The organism is Streptomyces sp. NPDC001068 (assembly GCF_042897315.1).
GTDB lineage: Bacteria > Actinomycetota > Actinomycetes > Streptomycetales > Streptomycetaceae > Streptomyces.
In genome coordinates, this window is sequence record NZ_JBIAYD010000008.1 from 260,259 (window position 1) to 282,756 (window position 22,498).

The 22,498-nt window shown below is 69.2% G+C and carries 26 protein-coding genes; 14 read left to right on the top strand and 12 right to left on the bottom strand.

Annotation, left to right across the window (positions count from 1 at the left end; translation table 11 throughout):
• Position 1: 1 nt before the first annotated feature.
• Entirely contained in the window at positions 2–1,123 is a 1,122-nt protein-coding gene (gene femX, locus ACFY3I_RS23680) for a peptidoglycan bridge formation glycyltransferase FemX (protein WP_390862469.1), read from the bottom strand.
• Between the two features lie 165 nt (positions 1,124–1,288).
• Entirely contained in the window at positions 1,289–1,591 is a 303-nt protein-coding gene (locus ACFY3I_RS23685) for a hypothetical protein (RefSeq protein WP_351934103.1), read from the bottom strand.
• Between the two features lie 266 nt (positions 1,592–1,857).
• Between ACFY3I_RS23685 and rpsF the strand changes: the two genes are divergently transcribed.
• The 4 genes from rpsF to rplI all read left to right on the top strand — a co-directional run bounded on the left by rpsF (position 1,858) and on the right by rplI (position 3,564).
• Positions 1,858–2,148 carry a 30S ribosomal protein S6 gene (rpsF, locus tag ACFY3I_RS23690; RefSeq protein ID WP_005482942.1) on the top strand — a complete coding sequence of 97 codons (291 nt, stop codon included), beginning with the start codon at positions 1,858–1,860 and terminating at the stop codon, positions 2,146–2,148.
• 74 nt (positions 2,149–2,222) lie between these two features.
• Positions 2,223–2,816: a single-stranded DNA-binding protein gene (locus ACFY3I_RS23695; RefSeq protein ID WP_365285808.1), complete on the top strand. Its 594-nt coding sequence runs from the start codon at positions 2,223–2,225 to the stop codon at positions 2,814–2,816.
• A 46-nt stretch (positions 2,817–2,862) separates the two neighbouring features.
• Positions 2,863–3,099 carry a 30S ribosomal protein S18 gene (rpsR, locus tag ACFY3I_RS23700; RefSeq protein WP_006381652.1) on the top strand — a complete coding sequence of 79 codons (237 nt, stop codon included), beginning with the start codon at positions 2,863–2,865 and terminating at the stop codon, positions 3,097–3,099.
• 18 nt (positions 3,100–3,117) lie between these two features.
• A complete protein-coding gene (gene rplI, locus ACFY3I_RS23705; RefSeq protein ID WP_351934107.1) occupies positions 3,118–3,564 on the top strand; it encodes a 50S ribosomal protein L9 in 447 nt (148 codons plus the stop codon).
• 162 nt (positions 3,565–3,726) lie between these two features.
• Here the strand turns inward: rplI and ACFY3I_RS23710 are convergent, their stop codons facing one another.
• Positions 3,727–5,064: an MATE family efflux transporter gene (locus tag ACFY3I_RS23710; RefSeq protein ID WP_390862471.1), complete on the bottom strand. Its 1,338-nt coding sequence runs from the start codon at positions 5,062–5,064 to the stop codon at positions 3,727–3,729.
• Positions 5,065–5,524: 460 nt separating this feature from the next.
• Here ACFY3I_RS23710 and dnaB point away from each other — a divergent pair, with 460 nt between their 5' ends.
• Positions 5,525–7,000, top strand: coding sequence for a replicative DNA helicase (dnaB, locus tag ACFY3I_RS23715; protein WP_365285803.1), 1,476 nt, complete (start codon positions 5,525–5,527; stop codon positions 6,998–7,000).
• 55 nt (positions 7,001–7,055) lie between these two features.
• A complete protein-coding gene (locus ACFY3I_RS23720; RefSeq protein ID WP_390862473.1) occupies positions 7,056–8,441 on the top strand; it encodes a serine hydrolase domain-containing protein in 1,386 nt (461 codons plus the stop codon).
• A gap of 64 nt (positions 8,442–8,505) precedes the next feature.
• On the opposite strand, the gene ACFY3I_RS23725 is transcribed toward ACFY3I_RS23720, so the two are convergent.
• Complete coding sequence (locus ACFY3I_RS23725; protein WP_365285799.1) at positions 8,506–8,958, bottom strand: GNAT family N-acetyltransferase; 453 nt, start codon at positions 8,956–8,958, stop codon at positions 8,506–8,508.
• A gap of 9 nt (positions 8,959–8,967) precedes the next feature.
• Positions 8,968–9,426, bottom strand: coding sequence for a MarR family transcriptional regulator (locus ACFY3I_RS23730; RefSeq protein WP_365285797.1), 459 nt, complete (start codon positions 9,424–9,426; stop codon positions 8,968–8,970).
• 141 nt (positions 9,427–9,567) lie between these two features.
• Here ACFY3I_RS23730 and ACFY3I_RS23735 point away from each other — a divergent pair, with 141 nt between their 5' ends.
• Positions 9,568–10,773, top strand: coding sequence for an MFS transporter (locus ACFY3I_RS23735; RefSeq protein WP_390862475.1), 1,206 nt, complete (start codon positions 9,568–9,570; stop codon positions 10,771–10,773).
• 70 nt (positions 10,774–10,843) lie between these two features.
• A complete protein-coding gene (locus ACFY3I_RS23740; protein ID WP_390862477.1) occupies positions 10,844–11,260 on the top strand; it encodes a heme-binding protein in 417 nt (138 codons plus the stop codon).
• Between the two features lie 68 nt (positions 11,261–11,328).
• On the opposite strand, the gene ACFY3I_RS23745 is transcribed toward ACFY3I_RS23740, so the two are convergent.
• Entirely contained in the window at positions 11,329–12,195 is an 867-nt protein-coding gene (locus ACFY3I_RS23745) for a GNAT family N-acetyltransferase (RefSeq protein ID WP_390862479.1), read from the bottom strand.
• Between the two features lie 192 nt (positions 12,196–12,387).
• Here ACFY3I_RS23745 and ACFY3I_RS23750 point away from each other — a divergent pair, with 192 nt between their 5' ends.
• Positions 12,388–13,020: an HAD family hydrolase gene (locus ACFY3I_RS23750; RefSeq protein ID WP_390862481.1), complete on the top strand. Its 633-nt coding sequence runs from the start codon at positions 12,388–12,390 to the stop codon at positions 13,018–13,020.
• A 283-nt stretch (positions 13,021–13,303) separates the two neighbouring features.
• The gene (locus ACFY3I_RS23755; protein WP_390862482.1) at positions 13,304–14,674 is read left to right on the top strand and encodes a globin domain-containing protein; all 1,371 of its coding nucleotides are present in this window, start codon (positions 13,304–13,306) and stop codon (positions 14,672–14,674) included.
• A 4-nt stretch (positions 14,675–14,678) separates the two neighbouring features.
• Here ACFY3I_RS23755 and ACFY3I_RS23760 read toward each other — a convergent pair whose 3' ends face one another.
• From ACFY3I_RS23760 to ACFY3I_RS23780, 5 genes are all read right to left on the bottom strand, one after another.
• Positions 14,679–15,161: an NUDIX hydrolase gene (locus ACFY3I_RS23760; RefSeq protein ID WP_365285785.1), complete on the bottom strand. Its 483-nt coding sequence runs from the start codon at positions 15,159–15,161 to the stop codon at positions 14,679–14,681.
• Positions 15,162–15,247: 86 nt separating this feature from the next.
• Complete coding sequence (locus tag ACFY3I_RS23765; RefSeq protein WP_390862484.1) at positions 15,248–16,153, bottom strand: LysR family transcriptional regulator; 906 nt, start codon at positions 16,151–16,153, stop codon at positions 15,248–15,250.
• Positions 16,154–16,383: 230 nt separating this feature from the next.
• A complete protein-coding gene (locus tag ACFY3I_RS23770; protein WP_390862486.1) occupies positions 16,384–17,544 on the bottom strand; it encodes a cystathionine gamma-lyase in 1,161 nt (386 codons plus the stop codon).
• Positions 17,541–18,032, bottom strand: a complete 492-nt coding sequence (locus ACFY3I_RS23775) for a low molecular weight protein-tyrosine-phosphatase (RefSeq protein WP_365285779.1) — start codon at positions 18,030–18,032, stop codon at positions 17,541–17,543. The genes ACFY3I_RS23770 and ACFY3I_RS23775 overlap by 4 nt, the downstream gene beginning before the upstream one ends.
• Positions 18,033–18,039: 7 nt before the next feature.
• A complete protein-coding gene (locus ACFY3I_RS23780) occupies positions 18,040–18,417 on the bottom strand; it encodes a phage holin family protein (protein WP_365285777.1) in 378 nt (125 codons plus the stop codon).
• A 60-nt stretch (positions 18,418–18,477) separates the two neighbouring features.
• Between ACFY3I_RS23780 and ACFY3I_RS23785 the strand changes: the two genes are divergently transcribed.
• From ACFY3I_RS23785 to ACFY3I_RS23800, 4 genes are all read left to right on the top strand, one after another.
• Positions 18,478–18,795, top strand: coding sequence for a cupin domain-containing protein (locus tag ACFY3I_RS23785; RefSeq protein ID WP_365285775.1), 318 nt, complete (start codon positions 18,478–18,480; stop codon positions 18,793–18,795).
• A gap of 169 nt (positions 18,796–18,964) precedes the next feature.
• Positions 18,965–19,177, top strand: coding sequence for a DUF5326 family protein (locus ACFY3I_RS23790; protein ID WP_351748160.1), 213 nt, complete (start codon positions 18,965–18,967; stop codon positions 19,175–19,177).
• Positions 19,178–19,387: 210 nt separating this feature from the next.
• Positions 19,388–20,176 carry an IclR family transcriptional regulator C-terminal domain-containing protein gene (locus tag ACFY3I_RS23795; protein WP_365285773.1) on the top strand — a complete coding sequence of 263 codons (789 nt, stop codon included), beginning with the start codon at positions 19,388–19,390 and terminating at the stop codon, positions 20,174–20,176.
• A 99-nt stretch (positions 20,177–20,275) separates the two neighbouring features.
• A complete protein-coding gene (locus tag ACFY3I_RS23800) occupies positions 20,276–20,713 on the top strand; it encodes an SsgA family sporulation/cell division regulator (protein ID WP_365285771.1) in 438 nt (145 codons plus the stop codon).
• 227 nt (positions 20,714–20,940) lie between these two features.
• Here ACFY3I_RS23800 and ACFY3I_RS23805 read toward each other — a convergent pair whose 3' ends face one another.
• Positions 20,941–22,467, bottom strand: coding sequence for a YibE/F family protein (locus tag ACFY3I_RS23805; RefSeq protein ID WP_390862489.1), 1,527 nt, complete (start codon positions 22,465–22,467; stop codon positions 20,941–20,943).
• Positions 22,468–22,498: the final 31 nt, after the last annotated feature.

A 22,498-nucleotide genomic window follows, 5' to 3' on the forward strand; every position in this document is an offset into this window, starting at 1 on the left:
GTCAGCGCCGCGACATGTAGATGTCGAGCGCCTTGTGGAGCAGCTTGTTCAGCGGGAAGTCCCACTCGCCGAGGTACTCGGCAGCCTGGCCACCGGTGCCCACCTTGAACTGGATGAGGCCGAAGAGGTGATCCGTCTCGTCCAGCGAGTCGGAGATGCCACGCAGGTCGTAGACGGTGGCGCCGAGCGCGTACGCGTCGCGCAGCATCCGCCACTGCATGGCGTTGGACGGGCGCACCTCACGGCCGATGTTGTCGGAGGCGCCGTAGGAGTACCAGACGTGCCCGCCGACGATCAGCATGGTCGCCGCGGAGAGGTTCACCCCGTTGTGCCGGGCGAAGTAGAGCCGCATCCGGTTCGGGTCCTCGGTGTTGAGGGCCGTCCACATGCGCTGGAAGTACGACAGCGGGCGCGGCCGGAAGTGGTCGCGCACGGCCGTGATCTCGTACAGCCGCTGCCATTCCTCCAGGTCGTGGTAGCCGCCCTGGACCACCTCGACGCCGGCCTTCTCGGCCTTCTTGATGTTGCGTCGCCACAGCTGGTTGAAGTTCTTGTGGACCTCTTCCAGGGAGCGGTTCGCCAGCGGCACCTGGTAGACGTAGCGCGGCTGCACGTCACCGAAGCCGGCCCCGCCGTCCTCGCCCTGCTGCCAGCCCATCCGGCGGAGCTTGTCGGCGACCTCGAAGGCGCGCGGCTCGATGAAGTCGGCCTCGATGTCACGCAGGCGCTTCACGTCCGGGTTCTGGATGCCGGCCTTGATGGAGTTGGCCTCCCAGCGCCGGATGATCACCGGCGGGCCCATCTTCACGGAGAAGGCGCCCTGCTGCTTGAGGTGGGCCAGCATCGGCTGGATCCACTCGTCGAGATTCGGCGCGAACCAGTTGATGACCGGGCCCTCGGGGAGGTAGGCCAGGTAGCGCTTGATCTTGGGCAGCTGGCGGTACAGCACCAGGCCGGCGCCGACCATCTCGCCGGTGCGCTCGTCGAACCAGCCGAGGTTCTCGGAACGCCACTCCGCCTTGACATCCGCCCAGGCCGGGACCTGCATGTGGCTAGCCGCAGGCAGGCTCTGGATGTATGCCAGATGCTGTTCGCGGCTGATGGTCCGCAGGGTCAGGCTCATGTCGGGGCGCTCCTCGGGCTGGTGTGTCCCCATGGGTACAGGGGCTCCGGCTCTCGCGCCAGAGCCTACTGCGCCTCGTTCGCGGCCCGACTGGGCGTACACCCCGTACGCCCCGGCACCGGTGCGGCCGGGGCGTAGCGCGGTGGTGCGACTGCTGTCCGGGGCCTATCCGAACAGGCCGCCGTGCGCCATGCCGATGAAGAAACCGATGCCCGCGGCACCGAGACCCAGGATGAGACCGAAGCGCTCGCGTGTGGTGATCGAGACCCACTGGCCGTACAGGCCGGTGAAGATGCCGATGAGCCCGGCCCACGAGCTGAGCAGGTGCAGGCTGTGGAAGAACGACGTGATGAAGGCGATCAGCCCGAGCGCCAGCGTCACGGCCATCAGCGAATCCTGGAGCAGATGGGTCTTGCCGTCGGTGGCGAACAGGGATCCGGCGGTGTTGGGTCGCAATGCCTGTGCCATAGGGCACCTCCTGCGGAAAGCGGCGCATCGTAGCGCCGTACACACCCGATGTGTACAGATTGAGGGCGGCGGCGGCCGGATTTCAACCGGAAGCAGGTGTGCGGGTAGTGTGTACCGTCTGCACCGGTGTCTGCCCAGGCCCGCGGCCGGGGATCCCGACGGAAGCCCCCCGCTTGTCAGTGGCGGCCGATACCGTTGCGTACGCATCACAACCCTCCTGCCACGGAACGACCGTGGCCGCTGAGTCCAAAGGAGGTGGGTTCCACATGCGTCACTACGAGGTGATGGTCATCCTCGACCCCGATCTGGAGGAGCGCGCTGTCGCCCCCCTGATCGAGAACTTCCTCTCCGTCGTCCGTGAGGGCAACGGCAAGGTGGAGAAGGTCGACACCTGGGGCCGTCGTCGTCTCTCGTACGAGATCAAGAAGAAGCCCGAGGGCATCTACTCGGTCATCGACCTGCAGGCCGAGCCTGCGGTCGTCAAGGAGCTCGACCGCCAGATGAACCTGAACGAGTCGGTCCTCCGGACCAAGGTCCTCCGTCCCGAGACCCACTGAGCTTCCAGCTCAGCTGATCTCGGGTTTCGAGTAGCAGCAAGCAGCCAGCAGCAAACCCGCCGAGAGGTACCCCCATGGCAGGCGAGACCGTCATCACGGTCGTCGGCAATCTTGTCGACGACCCCGAGCTGCGCTTCACCCCGTCCGGTGCGGCGGTCGCGAAGTTCCGCGTCGCGTCCACCCCCCGCACCTTCGACCGGCAGACCAACGAGTGGAAGGACGGCGAGAGCCTGTTCCTGACCTGCTCGGTCTGGCGTCAAGCGGCGGAGAACGTCGCCGAGTCGCTCCAGCGAGGCATGCGCGTCATCGTGCAGGGCCGGCTGAAGCAGCGGTCCTACGAGGACCGTGAGGGTGTCAAGCGCACGGTCTACGAGCTGGACGTCGAGGAAGTCGGCGCCAGCCTGCGGAGCGCCACGGCCAAGGTCACCAAGACCGCCGGTGGTGGCGGCCGCGGTGGCCAGGGTGGCGGTTTCAGCGGCGGTGGCGGCCAGGGTGGCGGCGGCTGGGGCGGCGGCTCCGGCGGCGGCCAGCAGGGCGGCGCTCCCAACGACGACCCCTGGGCTTCCGGCGCTCCCGCCGGCGGCGGCAACCAGGGTGGCGGCGGTTGGGGCGGCGGCTCCGGCGGCAGCGGCGGTGGCGGCGGCTACTCGGACGAGCCTCCCTTCTAGGGCGTCGGCTCGTATCCCCACTTCTTGATCACACAGGAGAAACACCATGGCGAAGCCGCCTGTGCGCAAGCCTAAGAAGAAGGTCTGCGCGTTCTGCAAGGACAAGGTCCAGTACGTGGACTACAAGGACACGAACATGCTGCGGAAGTTCATTTCCGACCGCGGCAAGATCCGTGCCCGCCGCGTGACCGGCAACTGCACGCAGCACCAGCGTGACGTCGCCACGGCCGTGAAGAACAGCCGTGAGATGGCGCTGCTGCCCTACACGTCCACCGCGCGATAAGGGAAGGGTGACCGACTAATGAAGATCATCCTCACCCACGAGGTCTCTGGCCTCGGTGCCGCCGGCGACGTCGTCGACGTCAAGGACGGTTACGCTCGCAACTACCTGATCCCGCGGAAGTTCGCTATCCGCTGGACCAAGGGTGGCGAGAAGGACGTCGAGCAGATCCGTCGTGCTCGCAAGATCCACGAGATCCAGACCATCGAGCAGGCCAACTCCGTGAAGGCCCAGCTCGAGGGTGTCAAGGTCCGTCTGGCCGTCCGCTCCGGCGACGCCGGTCGTCTCTTCGGTTCCGTCACCCCGGCCGACGTCGCCTCGGCGATCAAGGCTTCCGGTGGCCCCGAGGTCGACAAGCGCCGCATCGAGCTGGGCTCGCCGATCAAGACGCTGGGCGCCCACGAGACGTTCGTGCGTCTGCACCCCGAGGTTGCCGCCAAGGTCAACATCGAGGTCGTCGCGGCCTGAGGCTGCGTGCGCATCGAGCAGTAACTGAGAGGGCCGCACCCGTGAGGGTGCGGCCCTCTCGGGTTGCCGGCCCACGGAATGACGCGATGGGTGTTTCACGTGAAACGTGGCGGCTCGCGGTGGTTCACGTTTCACGTGAAACGGTCGGGGGTGCCGCGGCGATCAGCGGGTTGCGCCGGTCACGATCCAGCGGCCCGAACGGGTGCGCAGCCAGAGGGTCAGCATCCGCGTGGCCATCATCAGCGTCATGGCTCCCCACAGTGCCGTGAGCCCGCCGCCCACGGCGGGCACCAGGAGGGCCACCGGGGTGAAGACCGCGAGGGTCACCACCATGGCGCCTGCGAGATACGGACCGTCTCCCGCACCCATCAGGATGCCGTCGAGGACGAAGACCACACCGGAGACCGGCTGGGAGAGCGCCACGATGAGCAGTGCGGGCAGCGCCATGTCCTTCACGGCCGGATCGCTGGTGAACAGCGGCAGGAAGAGCGGCCTGGCGGCCACCACGAGCACGCCGAGAACCGCCCCGATCGCGATGCCCCACTGGACCATGCGTCGGCAGGCCGCACGGGCGCCGGCGGTGTCGCCCGCGCCAAGACAGCGGCCGATGATGGCCTGCCCGGCGATCGCTATGGCGTCCAGGGCGAAGGCCAGCAGGCTCCACAGCGACAGCACGATCTGGTGGGCGGCGATGTCGGCATCGCCCAGCCGGGCGGCCACGGTCGTGGCGATCATGAGGACGGCCCGCAGCGAAAGAGTGCGGACGAGCAAGGGAGCACCGGCCCTGGCGGAGGCTCGTATGCCGGTGGTGTCGGGACGAAGGGACGCGCCGTGCCTGCGGGCTCCGCGGACGACGACCGTCAGATAGACGGCCGCCATGGCGTACTGGGCGATGACGGTGCCCCAGGCGGAACCCGCGATGCCCAGTCCAGCGCCGTAGACGAGTCCGGCGTTCAGAGCGGCGTTGGCGACGAATCCCCCGACGGCGACGTACAGAGGGGTGCGAGTGTCCTGGAGGCCACGCAGGACGCCGGTGGCGGCGAGCACCATCAACATGGCGGGGATGCCCAGTGCGGAGATCCTGAGGTAGGTCGTCGCGTAGGGTGCCGCGGTGGCCGAGGCTCCGAAGATGTCCACGATGCCGGGCGCCAAGGGCAGGGCGACGGCGATGACGCCGGCACCGATCAGGAGCGCCAGCCATATCCCGTCCATACCCTGGCGGATGGCAGCGGGAAGATCGCCGGCACCCACCCTGCGGGCGACGGCCGCCGTGGTGGCGTAGGCGAGAAAGACGAAGACGCTCACAGCGGTGGTGAGGAGTGCCGAGGCGACCCCGAGGCCGGCGAGCTGGGCGGTGCCGAGATGGCCGACGATCGCGCTGTCGGCCATGACGAACAGCGGCTCGGCGACGAGTGCGCCGAAGGCCGGGACGGCCAGTGCGACGATCTCTCGGTCGTGGCGCCGTCGGGTGGCCTCGGGGATCGCGGGAGCCTGTGACATGGGCACTAATCTAATCGTCCACAGGTAAGAGATGCAATTAAGTAATGACCCTTACTCCAGCGTGCGCGGGCCATGCTTTCACGCATCGTTCGATGCGATCTTGATCCGACTGGGAAAGTTTTTCTTCTGCACAGCCGGTGGACGGGAAAGGTGCAGCTCAGAGCCGGTCGCAGAGAAAGATGGAGGGCTTGTTCACAGGGCTGTCCACCGCGTCGTGCACAGGTTTTGGCGGGTTCTCCACAGCATAAGGGCCGTCGTCCACATGGCCTGTGGATAACCAGATTGGCTGACGGTGCCCGCGGGCCTACCGTGGTCCGGCGCCCACTCCTCCTCACGGCCTCGGAAACCTCACAAAACCGACGCGCCCAGAACCGGAATGGGGCGCGCTGGTATGTCAGTGCCGTGCCGTAGAAAAGAGGCCACGGCGAGGTCCGCCGCGCGGACGGGAGGAGGTGACTCGGTGAGCATTTCCGAGCCCTTGGACGATCCGTGGGCCGAGGCAGGTCCCGGTGACCGTCTGCCCGCCTCCCGTGGACGTGGTGAGAGCGGCCGGGGGCGGGACGACCGCCACGACCGCGGCCGGGACAGCGGTGACTGGGACGGCGGAGGTGCCACCTTCGAACGGGTGCCCCCGCAGGACCTCGACGCGGAACAGTCCGTGCTCGGCGGCATGTTGCTCTCCAAGGACGCCATCGCCGACGTCGTCGAGATCCTCAAGGGCCACGACTTCTACAAGCCCGCCCACGAGACGATCTACCAGGCCATCCTCGACGTCTATGCCAAGGGTGAGCCGGCCGACCCCATCACCATCGGCGCCGAACTCACCAAGCGCGGGGAGATCAACAAGGTCGGCGGGGCCACGTACCTGCACACCCTCGTGCAGACGGTGCCGACCGCCGCGAACGCCGAGTACTACGCGGAGATCGTGCACGAGCGGGCCGTGCTGCGCCGTCTCGTCGAGGCCGGAACCCGCATCACCCAGATGGGATACGCGGCCGACGGCGACGTCGACGAGATCGTCAACAGCGCCCAGGCGGAGATCTACGCCGTCACCGAGCAGCGGACCAGCGAGGACTACCTGCCGCTCGGCGACATCATGGAGGGCGCCCTCGACGAGATCGAGGCGATCGGCTCCCGCACCGGCGAGATGACCGGCGTGCCCACCGGCTTCACGGATCTGGACTCGCTCACCAACGGCCTGCACCCAGGCCAGATGATCGTCATCGCCGCCCGGCCCGCCATGGGTAAGTCCACCCTCGCACTGGACTTCGCCCGAGCCGCCTCGATCAAGAACAACCTGCCCAGTGTCATCTTCTCCCTCGAAATGGGCCGCAACGAGATCGCGATGCGCCTGCTGTCCGCCGAGGCCCGGGTCGCCCTGCACCACATGCGCTCGGGCACGATGACCGACGAGGACTGGACGCGGCTCGCCCGCCGGATGCCGGACGTGTCGGCAGCACCGCTGTACATCGACGACTCCCCGAACCTGTCGATGATGGAGATCCGGGCCAAGTGCCGACGGCTCAAGCAGCGCAACGACATCAAGCTCGTGATCATCGACTATCTGCAGCTGATGCAGTCCGGGTCCAAGCGCTCCGAGAGCCGCCAGCAGGAGGTCTCGGACATGTCCCGTAACCTCAAGCTGCTGGCCAAGGAGCTGGAGGTCCCGGTGATCGCGCTCTCGCAGCTCAACCGTGGTCCCGAGCAGCGCACGGACAAGAAGCCGATGGTGTCCGACCTGCGTGAGTCCGGCTCGATCGAGCAGGACGCCGACATGGTCATCCTGCTCCACCGCGAGGACGCCTACGAGAAGGAGTCGCCGCGGGCCGGCGAGGCGGACATCATCGTCGGCAAGCACCGAAACGGTCCGACCGCGACCATCACCGTGGCCTTCCAGGGTCACTACTCCCGCTTCGTGGACATGGCGCAGACCTGAGCCCCACCACCGAAATGAACTCGACGCGGCCCCGCCCACCGGGTGGACTGGGCGCATGACGACATTTCAGGAAGAGCTGCTGCCCGCCACCCGGCGGGCGCTGCTGCATCGGATCGCCGTCGCCCAGGCCGAAGGACGGGCGCCGTCACTGGTGGCCGCGGTGGTACGGGGCGGGCGGGCGGTCTGGCACGGGTCGCGGAGTTCGGTGGACGGACACGAGCCGGACGAGGACGTGCAGTACCGGATCGGGTCGATCACCAAGACGTTCACCGCGGTTCTGGTGCTCCGGCTGCGCGACGAGGGCCTGCTCGACCTCGGTGACCCGTTGGAGAAGTACCTGCCGGGCGCCGGAGCGGGGGAGGCGACGATCGCCGAACTCCTCGCGCACACCGGGGGACTCGCGGCCGAGTCACCCGCTCCCTGGTGGGAGCGGACTCCGGGCTCGCTGCGGCCGGAGCTCAGCGATGTCCTCGGCGAACAGCCGCTGCTGCACCCGGTCGGCCGCCGGCATCACTACTCCAACCCCGGCTACACCCTTCTCGGCGCCCTGGTGGAGGAAGTCCGAGGTGCCCCCTGGGAGGAGGTGCTCCGCCGGGAGGTGCTCGCACCGTTGGGGCTCGACCGTACGAGCGCCCAGCCGCAGACGCCGCACGCCGGCGGCTGGGCGGTCCATCCCTGGGCCGACGCCCTGCTTCCGGAGCCGTTGGAGGATCTCGGCCGGATGGCACCGGCGGGACAGCTGTGGTCGACCACCGGCGACCTGGCCCGGTTCGCCGTCTTCCTGGCGGCCGGTGACGACCGGGTGCTGAGCGCGGAGTCCGTGCGGGAGATGCGGATCCCGGCGGCGCCCGCCGAGCCCGCCGACGTACTGGACGGTGCCACCTACGGTCTCGGTCTCCAGATCCAGCGCCGCGACGGCCGACTCCTGGTCGGGCACTCCGGGTCCCTGCCCGGTTTCCTGGCCAACCTCACCATCGGCGTGGACGACGACGTGGCGGCCGTGGTGCTAGCGAACTGCACCTCGGGTCCGATGCTGTCCGCCGTCGGCGCCGACCTCGTCCGCATCGTCGCGGAGGCCGAACCGCGTATTCCCGAGCCGTGGCGTCCGCCGGCCCGGGTCGAGCCGTCGGTTCTGGAGCTGGCGGGCCAGTGGTACTGGGGTACGCATCCCTTCGCCCTGCGGGTGACGGCCGACGGACTGGTGTCGCTCGGGCCGCTGTCGGGGGCCGGCCGCCGTGCGCGCTTCCGGACCAACGGCGACGGTACCTGGACCGGCCTCGAGGGTTACTACGCCGGAGAGCTTCTACGGCCCGTACGGCGACCGGACGGCACGGTGAGCCACCTGGACCTCGGTTCGTTCGTGTTCACGCGTCAGCCGTACGAGGAGACAGCTCCTGTGCCGGGTGGGGTGGACTCCGAGGGGTGGCGGGGGATCGGTTAGACGGATCGGGGGGCGTTTCACGTGAAACGCCCCCCGTACGACGTGAGCCCCGGGTGCCGGGTGGTCAGATCTCCAGCTTGAAGCCGACATGCGAACCGGTGAATCCGAGCCGCTCGTAGAAGCGGTGTGCGCCGGTGCGGGACGCGTCCGAGGTCAGCTGCACCATCTGGCAGCCCTGACGGCGGGATTCCTCGATCGCCCACTCGATGAACTGGGTGCCCAGCCCGCCTCCACGCTCGTCCGCGTGGATGCGCACGGCCTCGATGATCGACCGGGTGGCGCCGCGCCGCGACAGCCCAGGAATGATCGTGAGCTGGAGTGTGCCGACGATACGGCCCTCGCGTTCGGCGACCACCAGCAGTTGGTTGGGGTCGGCGTCGAGCCGCTCCAGGGCGCTGAGGTAGGGGGCCAGATCCTCCGGTGACTCCCGCCGGGCGCCCAGCGGGTCATCGGCGAGCATGCCGACGATGGCCGGGACGTCGTCGGCGACCGCGGCGCGTATCTCAAGATCTCCCATGCCCGCAGCCTATGCGGGCACGTTCAGCGATTCCACGACCCGTACCAGCGGAGCCAGCTCAGGGCTCCGGGCCGCCTCGTCAAGCGCCTCGCGCAGCGCGGTGTCGTTGGTGGGACGAGCCTCCTCGAGCAACCGCAGCCCCGTCTCGGTGACGTTCGTGTAGATGCCGCGGCGGTCGGTGGGGCAGAGGTAGCGCTCCAACAGGCCCCGGTCCTCAAGACGTGTCACCAGTCGGGTGGTGGCGCTCTGGCTGAGGACGACCGCGTCGGCCACCTGCTTCATCTGCAGATGGCCGCCTTCGTCGTCGTGCTGCCGGCTGAGGACGTCCAGCAGGGAGTACTCGCGCACGCTCAGGTCGTGCTTCCCCTGAAGGGCGCGCTCGATGTGCGCCTCGATCCTCCCGTGGAGCAGGGAGAGAGCGCACCAGCCCTGGGCAAGGGCGGTGAGCGCGGGGTCTGTCGCTGTCATTGGCGTGTTCCTCCGTCCCGGAGCGGCTGACACCAGGATAGAGCAATGCCGCAATATCCGGCGGTTGCAAATATCCAGCGCATGCAATTAATGTGGACGCACGCTAAGTGCACCTGCAATCGTCTGGGAAGGTGTCCCCCCATGCCTCTCGCGCTTCTGGCCCTCGCGATCGGGGCCTTCGGAATCGGAACGACCGAGTTCGTGATCATGGGCTTGCTGCCCGAGGTCGCGGGTGACTTCGGGGTCTCCATCCCCACCGCCGGTCTGCTGGTGACCGGATACGCGCTCGGGGTGGTGATCGGGGCCCCGCTGATGACCGTCCTGGGCACCAAGATCCCGCGCAAGCGGATGCTGATGTTGCTGATGGGTCTGTTCATCGCGGGCAACCTGCTCTCCGCCGTCGCCCCCTCCTTCGCCGTCATGCTGATCGGCCGCGTGGTCGCCTCCCTCGCCCACGGCGCCTTCTTCGGCATCGGCTCGGTGGTGGCCGCCGAACTGGTCGCCCCCAGCAAGCGGGCCGGAGCCATCGCCATGATGTTCACCGGGCTCACCGTCGCCAACGTCGTCGGTGTCCCGCTCGGCACCCTGGTCGGACAGCACGTCGGCTGGCGCGTCACCTTCGGCATCGTCGCGGTTCTCGGCCTCGTCGGCCTGGCCGGCATCGCCAGGCTGGTGCCCGAGCTGCCCAAGCCGCAGGGCGTGCACCTGCGGCACGAACTGGCCGCGTTCAAGAACACCCAGGTCCTGCTCGCCATGGCGATGACCGTCCTCGGCTTCGGCGGGGTCTTCGCCGCCATCACCTACATCGCGCCGATGATGACCCACGTCGCCGGCTTCGCCGACGGCTCCGTCACCTGGCTGCTGGTCCTGTTCGGCCTCGGCATGGTCGGCGGGAACCTCGTCGGCGGCAGGTTCGCCGACCGCGCCCTCATGCCCATGCTGTACGTGTCGCTGGGCGCTCTGGCCCTCGTTCTCGCTCTCTTCACGGTCACCGCCCACAACAAGATCGCGGCAGCAGCGACCGTCGCCCTGATCGGCGCCCTGGGCTTCGCGACCGTGCCCCCGCTGCAGAAGCGCGTCCTCGACCAGGCGCATGGCGCCCCCACCCTGGCCTCGGCGGTGAACATCGGCGCCTTCAACCTCGGCAACGCCCTGTCCGCCTGGCTCGGCGGAATCGTGATCGCCGCGGGCTTCGGCTACACCTCCCCCAACTGGGTCGGCGCCGTCCTCGCGGCGGCCGCCCTGATGCTCGCGTTCCTGTCCGCAGCACTGGAGCGCCGCGACAGCACCCCGAGCGCCGCGACCGTCGCCGATGTGCGCGAGCAGCGGGCGTCGGTCCACCACTGAGCCGCCCCGCGGCTCGCCTCATCACCATCCAGGCCGTTTCCCGCGGCACCACCCAAGGAGAACCACCTTCATGAGCACCACCGTCGCCCCGCTCACCACGCAGGACGCCGAACTCCTGATCAGTGAGGCCCGGCGCGCCGCCGAGGCCGCCGGGGTCACCGTCAGCGTCACCGTCCTGGACGCCGGGGGTCATCTGCTCGCTTTCCGGCGGGACGACCGGGCGGTGCTGATCTCCGGCGAGACCAGCACCCGCAAGGCCTACACGGCGCTCCAGCTCGACAGCCCTACCGCCGACCTCGTCGACGCGGTCCAGCCCGGCGGTCTCTTCCATACCCTGCCGACGGCGCTCGACCGGCCCCTGCTCTTCATAGCGGGCGGTGTCCCCGTCCACCGCGACGGCCGGCTGATCGGCGCCGTCGGTGTCGGTGGGGGTGCCCCCGACCAGGACCACGGCTTCGCCACGGACGCCGTGAAGGCGCTCGTCTGACCGTCATCCCGGCCAGTCCGGAACGCCGGCCCCTGCCAGGGGCCGGCGTTCGCCGTACCGGGGCACCTTCAGCCCGCGGCCACCGTCAGCGGAGCGAACCGCCGTGTCCAGTCGCCCGGCAGCTCCGTGATGCCGTAGGCCATGACGGAGTTCATGGCGACGGAGGCCAGCCCGTGCTCCTTCGCCCAGGTCAGCAGTTCCTCGTGCCGGATGTCGATGTCGGTGCGGAGCGGCCGGTCGGTGTGGGCGGCGAGTGAGCAGATGAGGGACTTCGCAGTCGCCGTGTCGCGGGCGATCAGCGGCCCGACGACCTGGGTGTCCATGTTGGGCCAGGCGGCCGCGAAGCCGACGATCCGGCCGCCGTCCATGGCCACCCGCAGCTGGTCCGAGAACGCGGGCAGACGGGCGAGGAGAGGTGTGCGGTCGGAGCCGAAGACCTCCTCGTCCAGCCGCACGATGGGACCGAGGTCCTCGGCCGTCGCCGCCCGCGTCGTCACCCGGGGCTCCTGGCCGTCCGGCGTGAAGTGGCCGCACAGCATCTCGGAGCGGCCCGTGGTCTTGAACCCCAGCTCCTCGTAGAGCGGACGGCCGTACGGGGTCGCGTACAGGGTCAGGGGGGTCGTCCCCATCGCCGAGACGATGTGACGCATCAGCCGGCGGCCCACACCCTGACGGGCATGTCGTGCGGCGACCAGGACCATGCCGATCGCGCCGAGATCCGGGCGTTCCCCCGAGCCGTACTCCGTGACGACGCAGGCGGCGACCAGGCCTCCGTCGGGGTCGTCGATGCCGTACCCCGTTCCGGCCGTGAGGAGCAGCCGCCACTTGTGTTCCTCACGCGGCCACCCCCGGTCCTCGGACAGGTCGGCGCATGCGGTGAGGTCGCGTGGCGTCAGTCGGCGGATGGGCAGAGAGGCGACGGCAGGAATGGGCACGCAGGTCAGGCTGTCCGACCCGCACCCGTGGCGTCCACCTGTTTCGAGGTAGACACACGTGCTTTTGGCCATGCCGTAGCCCCCTGCACAGCCGTAGGACAGACGGGGGACGTTTCACGTGAAACATCGCCCCGAGCCCCTCTCCGAGAACTCCCTCGGCGCGGCGTCCCCCTCCGGTTAGCCTCGGGTGTCATGGCGAGACTCCATCTCTTCGATCTTGACGGCACGTTGCTGCACGGCACCTCCGCCCCTGTCGAGATCTCCCGTCAACTCGGCCTGGAGGCCCAGGCAGTGGAGCTTGATCGCGCGATCTCGGCGGGACGCATAGCACCGCCGGAGTATGCGGAACGGGTGCACTCCCTCTGGGCCGAGCTGACCGACGCGCAGGTGACGGCGGCCTTCGACGGAGCGCCCTGGCTGGCCCGTATCCCGGAGGTCTGGGCCGAGATCAGGGCGGCGGGTGACTATTGCGCGGTGGTCTCGCTGTCGCCTTCGTTCTTCGTGGACCGCCTGTTGGGCTGGGGAGCCCATGCGACCTTCGGTTCGCTCTTCCCGGCGGTGCCGTTCGTCGACCCGGTGGACCCGGCCGGCCTCCTCGATGCCGCGGCCAAGGTGACCATCGCCGACCGGCTGTGCGCGGAGTTCGGGGTCGGCCGGGCTGACTGTGTCGCTTATGGGGACTCGATGTCGGACAGGGCGCTGTTCTCGGTGGTCCCGGTGTCCGTGGCCGTCAACGCGGATGGACATCTCGCCGGTCTCGCCACGTACTCGTACGCGGGGCGGGATCTGTGGGATGCCTACGAATTGGCGCGTGACGCCCGGTAGTTGAGGGACCTTGTGGTTCGCCCGTTGCCGGATGTGCGGGGGCGGCAGGCGGGACTTGTGTGCACAACGGCGGCCGGTAGGGTCGACTCCGGTTCCTGTCCGGGTTGAGATGCCTCGGCGGGAGCGACTGCGGTCCATGTCACACTTTCGCCTTACTTGTCCGTACGCGAAGGGGGCACGGGTTCAATGTGGCCATGTGGGCCACAAGCCGCACCAGGAAGAGCCGACCGTCAACGGGGGAACACAAACGCCTTCCGAGCGAAGTGCGCAGACCGATCGAAAAATGTTCGAGGCGAGGCACACCATGGATGCTCCGACCACCACGTCGGCGGGCAACGACGGGGCCGGCGGAAGCAGCTGGTTCACGTCCCCCCACAACACTCCGGTCGAGCCAGCCGCCGAACATCCGGTCGGGGGGCCGGGCGGACGGCAGGGGACGCCGCAGGGCGGCACGTACACGCCTGGAGCGGACCGGGAGCGAATAGGGCCGAGCCAGGAGCCCGGCCCTCTCCACGACCCCGCACAGCCGAGCACGGACGCCTCCCCGGACGCCGTCCGCATCCGGGCCACCATGTCCGAAGTCGGCCCGGTGGCCGACAAGGTCACCTCGTACTTCTACGCACTGCTCTTCGTGCGCCATCCAGAACTGCGTCCCCTGTTCCCGGCCGCGATGGACACCCAGCGGGACCGGCTGCTGAAGGCGCTGCTCACCGCGGCCGAGCACATCGACGACACACCCGTCCTGGTCGACTACCTCCGGAACCTGGGCCGCGGCCACCGCAAGTACGGCACCCGCCCCGAGCACTACCCGGCCGTCGGCGAGTGCCTCATCGGAGCGTTGAGCAAGTACGCCTTGGCGATCTGGGACCGGGACACGGAAGCGGCCTGGGTGCGGGCGTACACGACGATGTCCCAGGTGATGATCGACGCGGCGTCGGCGGACGAGCTGCGCGCACCGGCCTGGTGGCATGCGCAGGTCGTCGCACACGACCTCAGGACCGCCGACGTGGCGGTCCTCACGCTGCGCCCGGACCAGCCGTACCCCTTCCTCGCGGGGCAGTACGCGAGCATGGAGACGCCCTGGTGGCCGAGGGTCTGGAGGCACTACTCCTTCGCCTCGGCACCCCGTTCGGACGGGCTGCTGACCTTCCATGTGAAGGCCGTGCCGGCGGGTTGGGTCTCCAACGCGCTGGTGCACCGAGCCCGCCCCGGTGACGTGGTCCGCCTCGGCCCGCCCGTCGGCTCGATGACCGTCGACCACACACGGGACAACGGGCTGCTCTGCCTGGGCGGCGGCACCGGGATCGCCCCCATCAAGGCGCTGGTCGAGGACATCGCCGAACGCGGCGCGCGCCGCCCGGTCGAGGTGTTCTACGGCGCCCGCACCGACCACGACCTGTACGACATCGACACCCTGCTCCGGATCCAGCAGGGCCACCCCTGGCTCTCGGTCCGCCCGGTCGTCGACCGGCAGGCGCGTCTCCAGCTGCCTGACGCCATCCGGGCCTACGGATCGTGGAGCGAGTACGACGCCTATCTGTCGGGGCCGCCCGGCATGATCCGCAACGGTGTGCACGCCTTGCGGGACGTCGGCATCCCGGCGCACCGCATACGGCACGACTCGGTCGAAGAGCTGGTTGTCGTCGGCGACTGATCCGTCACCCGAGGTCGTGGGCCTGCATGGCTCGTACGCCCTCGATGTTTCCGTCCAGGTAGTGCCGCAGGGAGAGCGGTACCAGGTGCACGGAAGCGATCCCGACACGGGTGAAGGGGACACGCACGATCTCGTACTCGCCCGCGGGCTCGTCGATCTCGGGGCCGTGCCGCAGGGCGGGGTCCATGGACTCCAGCCGGCAGACGAAGAAGTGCTGCACCTTCACCCCGGTGGTGCTGCCGCTGTCGCCGATGTGTTCCACGGTGTCCACGAAGCAGGGCACCACGTCGGTGATCTTGGCACCGAGCTCCTCGTGCACCTCTCGGTGCAGGGCGTCGACGACGGTGGTGTCCTCCGGCTCGACCCCGCCACCGGGAGTGACCCAGTAGGGATCGACACCTGGCTTGGTGCGCTTGATCAGGATCAGGTCGTCGCCGTCCAGGAGAACGGCACGCGCGGTGCGCTTGACCACGGGTCGGACGGTCATGGGAGAAATGTGGCCCAGCTTGTTCCACGTGAAACATCGCGAAGCGCCATCGTGCGGCCGCATCGCGTCAACACCGCCCGATGCGCTCAGCCCCAGTCCACGGCCGCGTGGTGGAGCCACTCGTGCGCCCGCGCCACATGTGGCATGGCGAGCGTGCCGGTCCGCACCACCAGGAAGTAGGTCCGCAGCGGTGGTACCGCCGGCTCGTGCAGCGCCATGACCTCACCGCGGTCCAGCGCGCCCGTGCAGAGATAGCGGGGCAGGACGGCGAGGCCGGCGCCCGCGATAGCGCAGGCGAGGACGGCACGCAGATCGGGCACGACGACGGTGCCCGAGGCGGCAGGCCGGGCATCGAAGACGGAACCCCAGTAGCGCGAGACGAAGGGCAGCGACTCGTGGACCTCGACGACAGGGAGGTTCTCCAGGACCGGCGCGCCCTTGTCGAGTACCGTCCCGCCGCCGATCTCCTCTGCCCAGCGGGGGGCGGCGACCAGTACGTGCTCCTCGTCGCAGAGGGCGGTAGCGGTGAGCAGGGCACCACGCGGCCGTGCCGTACTGATGGCCAGGTCGTGATGTCCGGCGGACAGTCCTTCCAGGGTCTCCTCGGCGTTGCCGAAGGAGGCGCGCAGCGCGAACCCCTGGCCGTCGTCGCGGGCGAGTTCCGAGAGTGCGGGCAGGGCTCGCTCGGCGGTGAACTCGGGTGGCCCGGCGAGATGCAGGGTGCGCACCGAGAAGTCGTCCTCGAGACCGCGCTCGGCTATCTCCACGAGTGCGTCCAGGTGCGGGGCGGCCTTGTGGGCGAGTTCGTCGCCGATGCTGGTCGGCGTCACCCCCCGGGCCTGCCGCAGGAAGAGCGGTCGGCCCAGTTGTCTCTCCAGGCTCCGGATCTGGGAGGTCACGGCCGGCTGGGAGAGTCCGAGCAGGGCGGCGGCGCGGGTGAAGGAGCCGGCCCGGTGCACGGTCACGAAGGTCCGCAGCAAGGCCAGGTCCATCGTTCACCCTTCCCTTGTCCCCGCCCCGTGCCGGCCCAGGAGGCAGGAACCCAACTATAAATAAGTCGATAGGTCTCTGCCCCTACAGTGATTGGACACTGACGCAGAGTCAACTAGCCTTGGTCGCGCGGTTCTTGGCGCGCGGGAACCGGGACGGTCCGAGCCACGAGGGGGGAGGCTCGGACCGTCCGTTTTCCGTAGCCGGACCGGCGCGCGTGTCCGTAATCCGGTCACTGCCCCGACTCGTCGAGGGCGCGGAACACGTCGGCCAGCAGGTCCTCCGGGTCCTCGGCCCCGACCGACAGCCGGATGAACCCCTCCGGTACGTCGTCCCCGCCCCAGCGTCGCCGCCGCTCCGCCGTGGAGCGCACCCCGCCGAAACTCGTCGCGTCGTCGACCAGCCGCAGGGCTTCCAGGAAACGCTCGGCACGCGCGCGCGTGGGCAGCGTGAAGGAGATCACCGAGCCGTAGCGCCGCATCTGCTGGGAGGCGATCTTGTGCGCGGGGTCGTCCGGCAGCCCCGGGTAACGCAGCCCGGTCACGTCGGGCCGCTCGCGGAGCGCCTCGGCGAGCAGCAGGGCGGTGGCGTTCTGCCGGTCCACCCGCAACTGGAGGGTCGCCAGGGAGCGATGGGCCAGCCAGGCCTCCATGGGCCCGGAGATCGCGCCGATGATCTTGCGCCAGCGGCGTACGGCGGCCATGGCCTCGGGATCGCGCCCGGCTACGTACCCAAGCAGGATGTCCCCGTGGCCGGTGAGCTGCTTGGTGCCGCTGGCCACGGAGAAGTCGGCACCCAGCGCCAGCGGCCGCTGGCCGAGGGGGGTGGCGAGGGTGTTGTCGACGGCGACGGCGGCGCCGTGCGCGTGTGCCGCCTCGGCGAGCCGCCGGATGTCGCACACGTCGAGCCCGGGGTTGCACGGCGACTCGATCAGCAGCAGCTTCGCCCCGTCCAGGACGTCGAGCTGGGCGTCTTTGGCGGTCGGCGCGGTGCGCACCTCGATGCCGTAGGCCTCCAGCTGGGCACGGATCAGGGGCAGCACCTGGTAGCCGTCGGACGGCAGCACGACCGCGTCCCCGGCTCGCAGCTGCGAGAACAGCACGGCCGAGACGGCCGCCACGCCGGATGCGAACACCAGCGTCCCGACGTCCTCACCGGGTGCCTCCAGCTCGCCGATGGCGTGCTCCAGGTGGGTCCAGGTCGGGTTCTCGTCGCGGCCGTAGGCGTACGGACCGCTGACCTCGCCGGGCAGGTGGAAGTGTGCGGCGAACACCGGCCCCGGCAGGGTCGGCTCGTTCTTGACCGGTTCGGGGAGTCCCGCGCGCACCGCGCGCGTGCCCTCACCCGTCACGAGGCCGGAGCCGTCGTCGGAATTGGAGCCGGTTTCGTTCATTCCGCTGTTCCCTCCACGTCGTCGCGTACCGCGGCGAGCAGGCCCTCGCTCGCCGCCTCCACCATCTCAAGGCACTCCTCGAAGCCGTCCAGCCCGCCGTAGTACGGATCCGGTACGTCGAGGTCGTCGCCGGCATCGGGATCGTAGGAGCGCAGCAGGCGCACCTTGCGGGCGTCCTCCTCGGTGGGTGCCAGCCGGCGCAAAGCCTTGAGGTGGCCGGAGTCGAGGGCGATCACGAGATCGAGGCGGTCGAACCAGGACGCCTGGAACTGCCGGGCGGTGTGGTCACCGTCGTAGCCGTGCTCCGTGAGGACGCGCACGGTGCGCGGGTCCGCGCCGTCGCCCTCGTGCCAGCCGCCGGTGCCGGCGCTGTCGACCTCGACACGGTCGTCCAGGCCGGCCTCGGCCGTGCGGGCACGGAAGACGGATTCGGCCATCGGGGAACGGCAGATGTTGCCGGTGCAGACGAAACAGACGCGGTAGGTCATCGGGTGCTCAGTCCGTGTCGGGGAGGATCATGTTCAGGGCCCAGGACACGATCGAGATGATGAGACCGCCGAGGACGGCCGTCCAGAACCCCTCCACGTGGAAGCTCAGGTCGAGCTTGTCGCACACCCACGACGTCAGCAGCAGCATCAGCGCGTTGACCACCAGGGTGATCAGGCCGAGAGTGAGGATGAACAGCGGGAAGGTAAGGATCTTCACGATCGGCTTGACCAGGAAGTTCACGACGCCGAAGACCAGGGCGACCAGGATCAGCGTCCAGACCTTCTTGGTGGTGCTGTCGCCGGTCAGGGTGATCTTGTCGAGCAGCCACACGGCGACGGCGAGGGCGCCCGCGTTCACGATCGTCTTGACTACGAAATTCTTCATGTGTCTGATCGTGGCAGAAGAGATCGGACGCGAGCAGTGAGGCGAGGGCGAACGACGGCGATGAAGGCATTCCGGCTGGACGAACTGGAGGCGGAACGCGCCGCCAACGACGGTGCCTACCTGCAGTTTCTGCGTGAGCGGAACATGTCCGTCGGCCTCTACGCGCTGGACGCGGGAGCCCAGGACCCGCAGAGGCCGCACAACCAGGACGAGGTGTACTTCGTCGTCAGCGGCCGCGCCGCGATCACCGTCGGCATGGAGACCACCCAGGTGGCCAGGGGCAGTGTCGTGTACGTGCCGGCCGGGGTGGCTCACAAGTTCCATCACATCAGCGAGGACCTGAGGGTTCTGGTCGTCTTCTCTCCGCCCGAGGCGTGACCTCTTCCCTCAGGGTTCCCTAGGGGAGAGGTCAGGGGAGGACAAGGGATCAGAGGCCCCCGGACGCCCCCCTCGCGGCTCTAGCATCGAGTGCAGGACATCGCATCGTGCGGCGCGCACGAGACCGACGGTACGTGCAGAAGCGCACGGGAAAGCAGAGGGCAGGGCAATGCGAGAGATCTTCACGGGTCTGCCGTGGTGGGTGAAGTGGATCGCGGTGCCGGTCATAGCGCTGGTGGTGTTCGGCGGTCTGATCGGCTCCATCGTCGGCTTCCTGGCCTACCTGCTCTTCAAGCTGCTGATCTTCGTGGCGCTGGTCGGCGGACTGATCTACGTCGTGCGGAAGTTCATGTCGAACTCATCGTCGAAAAGCGACTGGTGAGGCCATGGGAATCGGTGACCGGTAACAGGAATCGCCGGTTCCCTCGGGGGAGGGAAGTTTCCCGTACGGGCCGACTTGGAGCGGTGGCAGACGGTTAGAGTCGCTGACCCCCTCGCGCTCTGGGAGTGACCCTTGGCCACGCTTGACGCCCCCTCCGCACTCACGGAACTTCCACCACCCCCCACCCAGCGCCGGTCCAGCACACCCCCCGTGCAGCGGCCGGCGACCCCGTCCGACCCCGCACAGCCGCACTCGGCCACCCTCATCGGCTCCGTGCGGCGTGCGATGCGCCTGTTGGAGTGTGCCGCCGGACACGAACACGGCGCTCCCGCGAAACAACTGGCGCGCGAGACCGGCCTCGCACTGCCCACCGCCTACCACCTGTTGCGCACCCTGGTCCACGAGGGTTATCTGCGGCGCGACAAGGGCCTGTTCTTCCTCGGTGAGGCCGCTGAGCGGCTGAGCAGCAGCGGGGCGCAGCAGAAACGTCGCAGCGAGGTGGTCGACACCCTCGCGCACTGGCGGGATTCGATCGGTGCCCCGGTGTACTACGCGATGTACCGGGACGGCGAGATCGAGGTCGTGGGCGTCGCCGACTCCCCGTCCATCCCGGCGGCCGAGGAATGGGCCGACTTCCGGGAGACGGGCCACGCGCACGCCATCGGCCAGTGCCTGCTGTCGCAGCTGGACGAGAGCACCCGCCGCGATCATCTCGCCCGGTACCCCCTGCAGACCCTGACCCCGTACACGGCCCGCGACAGCCACGCGCTGCTGCGGAGGCTGGAGCGGACCCGGCGCATGGAGGTTCTGGCGGAGCGCCAGGAGTACGCGCTGGGCACGGTGTGCGCGGCGATCCCCATCACGGTCGGCACCACGGCGGCCACGGTGGCCATCTCCCTGCCCCTGCAGCAGGCCGACCGGTTGCTGCCCGCCGCACGGCAGTTGCAGGCGGAGGTGGGTCGGCGTCTGGGCTCTCTGGCCATCGCTATCAGTATCTGAAAACTTACTCCTTGTGATCTGCTGTGTACGTTCAGCAAGATTTGACCACCATCAAAGGGATAAAACCCGGCCAGTCGGTGTCATATGACGGGGTAGGCGATGCGCGAGTCCGTACAAGCAGAAGTCATGATGAGCTTTCTCGTCTCGGAGGAGCTCTCATTTCGCATCCCCGTGGAGTTGCGTTACGAGACCTGTGATCCGTACGCCGTGCGGCTCACCTTCCATCTGCCCGGGGACGCGCCGGTGACCTGGGCTTTCGGCCGTGAGCTGCTGATCGACGGGGTGGGCAGGCCGTGCGGGGAGGGCGATGTGCACATCGCTCCCGCCGACTCCGAGGTGCTGGGTGAGGTCCTGATCAGGCTTCAGGTCGGCGGCGACCAGGCGGTCTTCCGGTCCTCGGCGCCGCCCCTGGTGGCGTTCCTCGACCGTACGGACAAGCTGGTTCCGCTGGGCCAGGAAGGCGCGCTCGCCGACTTCGACGCCCATCTCGAAGAGGCTCTGGACCGGATCCTGGCCGAGGAGCAGAGCGCGGGCTGAAGCGTCACGGCACGGGGCGCGAGCCGCTCCTCCGGGCCGCACAAGGGCGCGCAGGAACGCTTCTGCGCGTCCCCGGGAAGCCACGGGAACGCCTCTCCCCGGAGACGCCTCTCCTGGTGCGGACCCGCCCCGCACGGGGCTGTGAGCCGCACCGGACCGCGCGCCCACACCGAAACAGTCCGCACCGCACGGAACCCTCCGCCCCGCACCGCGTCCCGCGGGCCCCCTCACCGCTTCCGGCGCCGCCCTCCTCGCCCGCCGCGCGCCGGGGCCGTCTCCACGGCCGCGGACACTTCCTTGCCCGGCCGGTCCGCCGACACCACCAGCGCGGCCAGCAGCGTGGTGACGGGCACCGAGGCGACGAGGCCGATCGAACCGACCAGCGTGCGCACGATCTCCTCGGCCACCAGCTCACTGTTGGCGACCGTGGCCACACTGCTCTGCGCGATGGAGAAGAGCAGCAGCAACGGCAGCGCGGCACCCGCGTAGGCCAGGACCAGGGTGTTGACGACGGAGGCGATGTGGTCGCGGCCGATGCGGATGCCTGCCCGGTACAGCCCGCGCCAGCCCATCGTCGGGTTGGCCTCGTGCAGCTCCCAGACGGCCGAGGTCTGCGTCACCGTCACGTCGTCCAGGACGCCGAGCGAACCGATGATGACACCGGCCAGCAGCAGACCGCTCATGTCGATGGACGGGTACAGGCCGTGGATCAGGCCGGTGTTGTCGTCGGTGTTGCCGGTGAGCGCGGCCCAGTCGATGAACTCCGAGCCGAGGACGCCGATCAGGCACAGCGAGACCAGGGTGCCCAGCACCGCCACCGAGGTCCGCGCCGACAGGCCATGGCACATGTACAGGGCGATCAGCATGATCGCGCTCGATCCGACCACCCCCACCAGCAGCGGATTCGAACCCTGGAGGATCGCGGGCAGGATGAAGAGGGTCAGCACCATGAAGCTGACGGCGAGTGCGACGAGCGCCATCACACCGCGCAGCCGGCCGACCACGACGACGGCGAGCGCGAAGATCCCGGCGAGCAGCGCCATCGGGAACTTCCGGTCCACATCGGTGACCGAGTACTGGAGGTCCTTGGGCGCCGAGGGCTCGTAGGCGACCACGACCTTCTCGCCCTGGTGCAGCTGGCGCGACTGGTCGGGCTGCACGATCTCGGTGAACGTCCGGCCCGTGTCCTTGCCGGTGTCCACCCGGACCGTGGCCTTCTTGCAGGTGCCGCTCTCCTCCTGGTTCGCCGAACTGCCCTCCGGGGTGGAGGTATCACCGGTCGAGCCGCCCCCGGAGGCGTTGACCGACTTGCAGCTGACCGCCACGACCTTGGCGACCGTCGCCCGCTGGGTCTGACGGTCGAAGCCGACGCCGGTGCGTTCGTGCGCCGGGGCGCCACCGGGCCACAGCGCCACCAGGCCGACCACGACCGCGGCGGTGAAGGGAATGAGGATCGCCGCGATGACCTTGCGCAGATGCTTGGAGACCGGCGCGGCGGGCCCGTGGCTGTGCGAGTGACCGTGCCCGCCGCCCGACCCGGAGCCGCCCTGGCCGGAACCCCGGCCGGGCGGGTGGCCATGGGCATGGCCGTCGTCGTGACGGTGCGCGTGCCCACGGTCGTACGAGTGGTCCTGGACGTGGTCGTGTCCGTCACCGGCACCGTGGCCCCCGTGGCCGGTTCCGCCGCCCGGTGCGGCGCCGTTGCCGCGCCTCGGGTCGGGGGGCGGAGAGGGGTGCTGCTGTGTCGTGGTCACCGCCCGATCATCGCAAGAACGGCAGGGGCCC

Coding starts and splice junctions, on each gene's coding strand:
- ACFY3I_RS23775 (WP_365285779.1), bottom strand. CDS start 18,032: ATGACCTACCGCGTCTGTTTCGTCTGCACCGGCAACATCTGCCGTTCC.
- ACFY3I_RS23760 (WP_365285785.1), bottom strand. CDS start 15,161: ATGACCGTCCGACCCGTGGTCAAGCGCACCGCGCGTGCCGTTCTCCTG.
- rpsF (WP_005482942.1), top strand. CDS start 1,858: ATGCGTCACTACGAGGTGATGGTCATCCTCGACCCCGATCTGGAGGAG.
- ACFY3I_RS23695 (WP_365285808.1), top strand. CDS start 2,223: ATGGCAGGCGAGACCGTCATCACGGTCGTCGGCAATCTTGTCGACGAC.
- rpsR (WP_006381652.1), top strand. CDS start 2,863: ATGGCGAAGCCGCCTGTGCGCAAGCCTAAGAAGAAGGTCTGCGCGTTC.
- ACFY3I_RS23685 (WP_351934103.1), bottom strand. CDS start 1,591: ATGGCACAGGCATTGCGACCCAACACCGCCGGATCCCTGTTCGCCACC.
- ACFY3I_RS23720 (WP_390862473.1), top strand. CDS start 7,056: ATGACGACATTTCAGGAAGAGCTGCTGCCCGCCACCCGGCGGGCGCTG.
- ACFY3I_RS23725 (WP_365285799.1), bottom strand. CDS start 8,958: ATGGGAGATCTTGAGATACGCGCCGCGGTCGCCGACGACGTCCCGGCC.
- ACFY3I_RS23770 (WP_390862486.1), bottom strand. CDS start 17,544: ATGAACGAAACCGGCTCCAATTCCGACGACGGCTCCGGCCTCGTGACG.
- ACFY3I_RS23800 (WP_365285771.1), top strand. CDS start 20,276: ATGCGCGAGTCCGTACAAGCAGAAGTCATGATGAGCTTTCTCGTCTCG.
- ACFY3I_RS23755 (WP_390862482.1), top strand. CDS start 13,304: ATGTTCGAGGCGAGGCACACCATGGATGCTCCGACCACCACGTCGGCG.
- ACFY3I_RS23790 (WP_351748160.1), top strand. CDS start 18,965: ATGCGAGAGATCTTCACGGGTCTGCCGTGGTGGGTGAAGTGGATCGCG.
- ACFY3I_RS23765 (WP_390862484.1), bottom strand. CDS start 16,153: ATGGACCTGGCCTTGCTGCGGACCTTCGTGACCGTGCACCGGGCCGGC.
- ACFY3I_RS23740 (WP_390862477.1), top strand. CDS start 10,844: ATGAGCACCACCGTCGCCCCGCTCACCACGCAGGACGCCGAACTCCTG.
- femX (WP_390862469.1), bottom strand. CDS start 1,123: ATGAGCCTGACCCTGCGGACCATCAGCCGCGAACAGCATCTGGCATAC.
- ACFY3I_RS23750 (WP_390862481.1), top strand. CDS start 12,388: ATGGCGAGACTCCATCTCTTCGATCTTGACGGCACGTTGCTGCACGGC.
- rplI (WP_351934107.1), top strand. CDS start 3,118: ATGAAGATCATCCTCACCCACGAGGTCTCTGGCCTCGGTGCCGCCGGC.
- ACFY3I_RS23735 (WP_390862475.1), top strand. CDS start 9,568: ATGCCTCTCGCGCTTCTGGCCCTCGCGATCGGGGCCTTCGGAATCGGA.
- ACFY3I_RS23785 (WP_365285775.1), top strand. CDS start 18,478: ATGAAGGCATTCCGGCTGGACGAACTGGAGGCGGAACGCGCCGCCAAC.
- ACFY3I_RS23710 (WP_390862471.1), bottom strand. CDS start 5,064: ATGTCACAGGCTCCCGCGATCCCCGAGGCCACCCGACGGCGCCACGAC.
- ACFY3I_RS23780 (WP_365285777.1), bottom strand. CDS start 18,417: ATGAAGAATTTCGTAGTCAAGACGATCGTGAACGCGGGCGCCCTCGCC.
- ACFY3I_RS23730 (WP_365285797.1), bottom strand. CDS start 9,426: ATGACAGCGACAGACCCCGCGCTCACCGCCCTTGCCCAGGGCTGGTGC.